This window comes from Tateyamaria sp. syn59 (assembly GCF_007995245.1).
Lineage (GTDB): Bacteria > Pseudomonadota > Alphaproteobacteria > Rhodobacterales > Rhodobacteraceae > Tateyamaria.
Genome location: NZ_VCBA01000027.1, coordinates 2,063 through 9,408, shown reverse-complemented (window position 1 = coordinate 9,408; position 7,346 = coordinate 2,063). Strand labels below are relative to the sequence as shown.

The window sequence follows — 7,346 nt, the reverse complement described above, 5'->3', positions numbered from 1 at the left end:
CATCGCGACCATCCCCTCCATGCGCTCGCGCACCACACCCGTCGCGCCGTTGTGCGCGAACACGGCCCCCGCGGCGATCCAAATCGCCAGCGTGGCCATCGCCATCTTCTTGCTTGTCATACTGCCCTCGTCGAATGAGTCCGATTTTTCAGATCAGACCCTTCGACGGGGAGGTGGCAGGGCGATGTCGGGTTGCCGGGACGGCGGTTCCGCCCCTTCGACGCTAACGGTCATCCGTCCGGCCAGCCGCAGCGGCGGGCTGAGAAACGCCCCCTCACCCGCAGGAACCACGATGCACCGCATGCTCGGATGGCAGATCGTGAACTGGGGGGCCGCGCCGGAGACCACGGCGGGCCCGACAGATGCATGCTCCGCATGGCCGTCCGCCGCATGCGAATGCTCCGGGCCGACAATATCCCCCAGGCTCCCGAGAAGCAGAAGCCAGCATAGGGTCAGCCCGACGATTTGCCTCAGCAGCATGGGAGACGATGCCCTCCGCACATCCAGCTCATGGCCACTCTACGACAATGGTGCGAGGCCCGGAAGGAAAGAGTGGTTGCCGTGCGAGGGAAGGCTGAAACGCGCCCATGCAGCCAGCCTACTTGGGAAGTTGCACCGTCCGAGAGTGCCGCCTCAGCCTGAAGGTGAAAGCCGAGAGCACGAACGGGCAGGTCGAGTGCAAGCGACGAGCGCCAATGCAGCTGGCGGCGGCTGATCGCGTCACCGCAGCTCTGGCTCGGAAAGGCAAAGGCCATCTGCTACGTGCCCCGATGACATCGATCGGCAGCACTTGATTTGCATTCGCGCGCCTGACCGAACTCTGTCCCATGTGCACCTGTAGCCCTGCAAGTCATAGCGATTGCCTTTGGCATAAGAAGCTCAGCAGAGGTCAGAGGGAAACGGATAGCACTTAGCCAATACATGGACCGGGGAACAGGATGGAACTTGGCTCGCGTGCCAGTTCGCATCGGGGAGACCGCCCCCTTCATCGAGCAGCTCTCGGTGCGTCTGATGTGATGAGGCACAATTTGAGACACGGAGAGCGTTTCCCGTGTTTCTCACTTGACACCATATAATCGTGTTCTCCATATTAAAGATATATATCATATACTTAGCTCGGAATCCTACCACCCCAGCCAGATTTTATCCAAGTCATTGATATTGTTTATGTCCCGAAACGCGACTGGGGCATGTCACACAGAGCCGTCACACCTTAGTGCAGCACTGGATGACGGGGATCTCGGACGGCCTGCTCTCGATGGAGGGCGGCATGACCGCAATGAACCATGTCTTCCGAAGAGGCGCCGTCTATACGTGGCGCCGCCGCCTGCCCCGCACGCTGGTCAGGCGTGGAGCGCCTGCCGTGCTGCAGTTGAGCTTACAAACCTGCTGATTACCGGCCGCCAGGCGACTCGCCGCTATTGTGACAGCGCAGAGCGAGGCTGTATTTTGGGCCATGGAAAACGAAAACTGAATAGCTCCGTGTCTTGTGGACGCCTTCTTCGCTAGTATTGAGGCAAGGAGGTCATGATGAGCAGCAGCAAGTTCAGCGACGAGTTCAAGCGGGACGCGGTCGCGCAGACCACCGAGCGGGGCTACCCGGTCAGGGAGGTGTCGCAACGGCTCGGGGTCAGCCCGTATTCGCTCTACGCTTGGAAGTAGAAGTTCGCGAAGGCGTCGTCAGGTGAGGGGGAGAAAGACACCGAGATCCGGCGCTTGAAGAAGGAACTAGTGCGGGTGTCGGAGGAGCGTGATATCTCAAAAAACCTTCTCGGGCCGGCACTCGCCTGTGCGGGATAGAAACGCCGCATGCTACGCTCGATCAAGAGGGCAGCGGCCGTTGGCTTATCGGTGGGTTCGACCCCATTAAAAAAGCGTGGTCCATGGGTTCATACGCACTTGAGAGTGGTGACGCCGGCTGTCCGCGCGATCCCGGTTAGGAAGATGACGAACTGGCACAACCCACGCCCTCCGCTCGAACGGAGGAGATGCCATGACGAAAGCGAGGACCGGCGACCATCCGGAGATGAAGCTGGTCAATCCTTGGGCCGCAGCCGTCGATATCGGCTCGATGATGCACATGGCGGCGGTCAGCCCTGAGGGCTGTGACACGCCCGTGCGCGCCTTCGGCACCTTCACACAGGACCTTCACGAACTGGCGAGATGGTTCCGGTCCTGCGGGATGACGAGCGTGGCCATGGAGTCCACCGGGGTCTACTGGATACCCGCCTTCGAGATCCTCGAGCAGCATGGGTTCGAAGTCATCCTCGTGAATGCGCGCTACGCCAAGAACGTGCTAGGCCGGAAGACTGATATCAGCGACGCCGGCTGGTTGCGGCAACTGCACTCCTATGGCCTCCTGCGCGGCAGCTTTCGGCCCGAGGCCGAGACCGCCACGCTGCGATCCTATCTCCGGCAGCGGGAGCGGCTTGTCGAATACGCGGCCGCGCATATCCAGCACATGCAGAAGGCGCTCATGGAGATGAACCTCCAACTCCATCATGTCGTCTCCGACATCACCGGCGTGACCGGCATGCGGATCATGCGCGCGCTGGTGGCAGGCGAGCGCGACCCGGATGTTCTAGCCTCCTGCCGAGATGTGCGGTGCCATGCTTCCCTCGAGACGATGCGGGCCGCACTGGTCGGCAACGACCGCGCGGAGCACATCTTCGCGCTGGCCCAATCGCTAAATCTCTACGACGCGTATTAGGCGAAGATCATGAACTGCGATGTGAGGTTGGAAGCAGCGGTGAGCGCCCTGACGGTCCGATCCGAGAACACGACACCGCTGCCCAAGCCGCGCTTTCGCCAGAAACCAGCAGGCGCGCAGGCGTTCGACGTGCGAACCGCGCTGCACGGCGTGTTTGGGCTGGACCTGACCCAGATCCATGGTATCGGCCCCAGACTTGCCCTGGAGCGGGTGGCGGAGTGCGGCACCGACATGGCGGCTTGGCCGAGCGCCAAGCATTTCACCTCTTGGCTCTGCCTCGTACCGGGCAACAAGATCTCGGGCGGCAAGCTGCTGTCCTCGCGGACCCGGCGTTCCTCGAGCCGAGCGGCCGCGCTCCTGCGGTTGGCCGCGACCACCGTGGGGCGCAGCGACACCGCTCTTGGCGCTTTCTATCGTCGGCTGTCATCCCGCGTCGGCAAACAGAAGGCCGTGACCGCCACGGCGCGCAAGATCGCTGTCCTGTTCTACAACACCCTCCGGTTTGGGATGGCCTACCGCGATCCCGGCGCGGCGGCCTATGACGAGCGGCACCGAAGCCGCGTCCTCATCAATCTCCAGCGCCGCCTCAAGTCGCTCGGCTACCACTTGGCCCCTACGCCTGAACCCGCATGTGTTTCTTAGAAAGGCTATCGCGTATTCCGCTAAGGGTAAGGCATGAGCCCGCTACCGGTCCGAGTGCCATGCCGAACGAGTGAGATACGCGTTCGTGGCCGAGCATCGCAGTCAGTTCTCCGTGCGGGCGATGTGTCGGTGCCTGTGCATCCAGCCGAGCGGCTTCCATGCTTGGTTGAAAGCGCTGTTGAGCAAACGCGCTCGGGAGGACGAGCGGCAGACCGAGCTTCTGAAGGAGGCGTGGGTCGAGAGCGGCAAGGTCTATGGGCACCGCAAGCTGCACGATGACCTGGTCGAACAGGGCGAGAGTGTCTGTTTGAACCGCGCCTCCCGCCTGACCAAGTTCGCCGGCCTCAAGGCGCAGATCGGCTATAAGCGCCGCCCCGGCAAGTATGGCGGCAAGCCGGCGATCGTCGTCGACAACGCCCTGGATCGGCAGTTCGACGTGGAAGCTCCAGACCGGGTTTGGGTGACCGACATCACCTATATCCGGACGCAGGAAGGCTTCGCCTACCTGGCCGTCGTCATCGATCTCTTTTCACGCCGCGTGGTCGGCTGGTCGATGCAGAGCCGCCAGACGACCGATGTCGTCTTGCAGGCATTGCTGATGGCTGTCTGGCGCCGGAAGACGAAGACCAAAGTGCTGATCCACTCGGATCAAGGCAGCCAGTTCACCAGCATGGACTGGGCCGCTTTCCTAAAGGCCCACGATCTCGAGCACTCCATGAGCCATCGAGGCAACTGCCATGACAATGCGCTCGAACATTGTCCTTGGACCACTTGTGGACAAGGTCTCGCCCGAGAGCTTCTTCAACCTGCTCAAGCGCGAACGGATCAGGCGCCGGACCTACCGGACGCGCAAGGAAGCCCGGCGGGACGTGTTCGACTACATCGAGATGTTCTACAACCCGAAGCGTAAACACGCGCGAAACGGAATGCTGTCGCCCTTCGACTTCGAGCGGCAGCAGAAACCGAGGCACGAAGGCGTCTGAGAAACACGGGGCTATTCACTTGGCAAGGCGAGACCTGCAACACATGTGGCAAGCGGCTTGTCTCGGCCCTGCCCTCCTTACCTATACCAGCTCGTAATCCCACGAATTTAGGTTGTTCAGATTGTAGTCTTCGACACGGACCTTCATATTCCCATCGATCAAGAACACGACGTTTTGCCCGACCTGAGTTGGAACGACGGTTCTGAAACCTACGAATTGCAGCACATCGAAGTTGTCTTGAAAGTCTTTGACCAAGTCAGTTTCACCTTTCTGCATCTGCCTGAACACAAAGGCATCGGCGCCAGATCCGCCATGCAATTCGTCCGACCCGAAGCCGCCATCAAGGCGATCCGCGCCCCATCCTCCATGAAGTATGTCATTACCAGACTGCCCCCTAAGCCTGTCGTTGTGACCGTTGCCATAGAGCCAGTCACCGCCAGTTCCGCCACGGATCGTATCTGAGCCATTGTTGCCGTATATCCGGTCACTGCCATGACCGCCATCGAGAACGTTGTTCCCCGAATTGCCTTTGACAACATTCTTGATGGAGTTGCCCGTCCCCCAAGCATTCGCACCTCCAGTCAATATGAGCCGCTCGACATGCTCGGCCAGGTCGTAGCCGAACGTGACCCGCACGGTGTCATAGCCCGCCCCTTTCTCCTCGACGATTTCATCATGCGCATCATGCAGATGGTACCGATCGTTCCCGCCCCCTCCAATCAACACGTCGTGGCCAGAACCGCCCGATAGATGGTCGTGACCGTTCCCACCCCAGATTCGATCTGATCCTGAATTGCCGTAGAGCCGATCGTTCTGGTCTCCTCCCCAGATCTTGTCTGCGCCGGAACCGCCATGGATCAGATCATCGTCGAGCCCGCCTGCGATGAGGTCTCGCCCGTTGCCCCCGTAGATCTCGTCTTCCCCTGTGTTGGCATGGATAACATCGTGACCACCTCGGCCGCGGATGACATCGCTCGAACTCGCCCCCTTGTCGCTGAAGATGTAGTCGCCCCGCTCCGTCCCCTCAGTCGTCGGGGATGACTTCTCGACCACGTTCAGACCGCTGAGGAATGACTTGTAGTGGTCATAGGGCACGAAGTTCTCAGGGTCCGAATATGTTGAGCGAGTATGGTCCGGCACACCGGACCGCCAGGCATCCGGAAGCCAGATGAAGTGCCGCTCTTCCGATCCGTCCTGCTCGAGCCGTGCACCTTCGAGCGCATAGAAAACACGATCCCCGATCTTGAGCCATTGCTGGTCCAGATGCCTGATGATCTGGACACCCGTCGGCAGGTTGTCGAAGTCGATGGTTCGCCCGTCGATCCTGATCTGATCCCGGGATGGATCGAAGTCGTCGATCCGGCCGATCACGTAGTTCTTGGCCTCGAAAGGAGACCTGAACTCGAAGACATCAGCGCCGTCTCCGCCATAGACGTGGTGACCATGCCGAGCCAGTGCATCGGGTGACTGCTTGTCGCCAGAAAAGCTGGTCTGTGGCCCTGATGGCCGGGACATGTCCATCATGATGTGGTCGTCACCTGTTCCCGCGAAGACATGGACCTGCCCCCGAAACGGGTTGCTGACCTCGATGTAATCATCGCCAGCGAATGTAGCGATACCGATCAGATCTCGATGGGTATTCTCGGACGACCCCCGATGAACTATCCGATCGTCCTTCCAGCTCCCCTGGGCCTTGACCGAGCCTGAGTTCGTGAGAATTAGATTTACACCGTCAGCCATTTTTCAGCCTCCCATCAGGAATGCAGGAAGGCTGCGATGCGCTCGGTTAACGAACGGTTGTATTCGGGGGCGACCGAGACAAATTAGGTTACCGCACCGGAATCAAAGCGATGTCATGGAGACGACATTCTGATCTGTCTCCCGGCATGAGACATTGAACGGCCTCTAGGATCGAAAACAGGAAATACTCAAGCTCCGCGCACGGAGTCGATGCGATGTAGTCGATAATAAACTCAATTTTTAGCTGTGCGTCCTGGATCGAAGTCGGCTGTTTGTCGATGATGCGCTCAAGGGCCTCGTCTCGATTAACTTCGATGCGTTGTATTCTCTCTGCAAGCTCCTCAAGAACAGAATCTTCATCACCGACGAGACCTCCATGCCGTCTCTTGATTGGCCTGCATTTCGAAAAATCACTGAGCGCATGCATCGTCCGAAGTCTTTTCGCAAATCGTCTAAAAGATTCGCTTCGGACTACGTCAGGCTCAAGATCATGTCTGAGAGCAGTTATCTCAGTGATCTTGTCTTCTACCTGCCGCAATCTGACGCACTGCCTGTTGTAGTTCTCGATCTCAGTCTCCAGGCTCGAAAATGCGCCCATGGAAACCTCCCTGAGTTGGGTCGACGGGGCAACGCTCTTACTAAGGTTGAATCCGGTAAAGAAAACCTAAACGCTCATCCCAGTTGATGCCGGCACCGGCAGGCAATGTTGCGGAAGAAGAGTGGAGGCCGCGTTTCCGTCCCCCCAAAAGGACCTCATCCATGAGCCCTTGACGGGTAAACCGAGGGCCATCCCGAAGAAGACAAACAAGGTCGGATACGTTTGGAGCGCCGCGGCACTATAGCGAGGCTATTGGCCTCTCCTGCCTATCGGTGGCGGCACCCAGACCATCTCCCGATCGAGCCAAATCGAATGAGCCGGGCTTCTTCGGCGGTGTATTACTGCACGGCCAGCTCTTGCTCTTGTAGCTCGGCGGAGGGGGTCCGATCATGCGCCACAGTTGCTATGCTGGATTCATGAAGTGAATTCTACTTCCGCCGTTGTGCAGCAAAGCTCTCGCCAGGTCCCGCAGACAAAATTTGGCGGCATGGGCCGATGGTGCATCTGTACCGCGCTCGCCAGACAGGCATTCATTCAGTCGGAATGTCCTATTAGCGCCTTCCGGTCTGGATGATGCACTTGTTCGGCCCAAGCCTCGTCGATCGAGTTCAGTAGTCATACCAGAGCGGTAATCCGGCGCCTCGTCCCTCGGACGTCCACTCTCGGGGGGGGG

The 7,346-nt window shown here is 59.4% G+C and carries 4 protein-coding genes and 2 pseudogenes; 4 read left to right on the top strand and 2 right to left on the bottom strand.

Features of this window, described 5'->3' with window-relative positions; translation table 11 throughout:
• Positions 1-1,527: 1,527 nt before the first annotated feature.
• The 4 genes and pseudogenes from FD715_RS21755 to FD715_RS21745 all read left to right on the top strand — a co-directional run.
• Positions 1,528-1,764: pseudogene (locus FD715_RS21755) on the top strand (transposase); the annotation flags it as partial.
• Positions 1,765-1,993: 229 nt separating this feature from the next.
• Positions 1,994-2,710 carry a transposase gene (locus tag FD715_RS22875; RefSeq protein WP_223275037.1) on the top strand — a complete coding sequence of 239 codons (717 nt, stop codon included), beginning with the start codon at positions 1,994-1,996 and terminating at the stop codon, positions 2,708-2,710.
• Between the two features lie 9 nt (positions 2,711-2,719).
• The gene (locus tag FD715_RS22870) at positions 2,720-3,352 is read left to right on the top strand and encodes a transposase (RefSeq protein WP_223275036.1); all 633 of its coding nucleotides are present in this window, start codon (positions 2,720-2,722) and stop codon (positions 3,350-3,352) included.
• Between the two features lie 67 nt (positions 3,353-3,419).
• Positions 3,420-4,335 (top strand): annotated as a pseudogene (locus FD715_RS21745) (IS3 family transposase); the annotation flags it as partial.
• An 81-nt stretch (positions 4,336-4,416) separates the two neighbouring features.
• Here FD715_RS21745 and FD715_RS21740 read toward each other — a convergent pair.
• Together FD715_RS21740 and FD715_RS21735 are read right to left on the bottom strand one after the other, a co-directional pair.
• Positions 4,417-6,075 (bottom strand): calcium-binding protein, encoded by a 1,659-nt coding sequence (locus tag FD715_RS21740; RefSeq protein WP_147115177.1) that lies wholly within the window; start codon positions 6,073-6,075, stop codon positions 4,417-4,419.
• Positions 6,076-6,163: 88 nt separating this feature from the next.
• Positions 6,164-6,673, bottom strand: coding sequence for a hypothetical protein (locus FD715_RS21735; protein ID WP_147115174.1), 510 nt, complete (start codon positions 6,671-6,673; stop codon positions 6,164-6,166).
• Between the last annotated feature and the right edge of the window lie 673 nt (positions 6,674-7,346).

Coding starts and splice junctions, on each gene's coding strand:
- FD715_RS22870 (WP_223275036.1), top strand. CDS start 2,720: ATGAACTGCGATGTGAGGTTGGAAGCAGCGGTGAGCGCCCTGACGGTC.
- FD715_RS21735 (WP_147115174.1), bottom strand. CDS start 6,673: ATGGGCGCATTTTCGAGCCTGGAGACTGAGATCGAGAACTACAACAGG.
- FD715_RS22875 (WP_223275037.1), top strand. CDS start 1,994: ATGACGAAAGCGAGGACCGGCGACCATCCGGAGATGAAGCTGGTCAAT.
- FD715_RS21740 (WP_147115177.1), bottom strand. CDS start 6,075: ATGGCTGACGGTGTAAATCTAATTCTCACGAACTCAGGCTCGGTCAAG.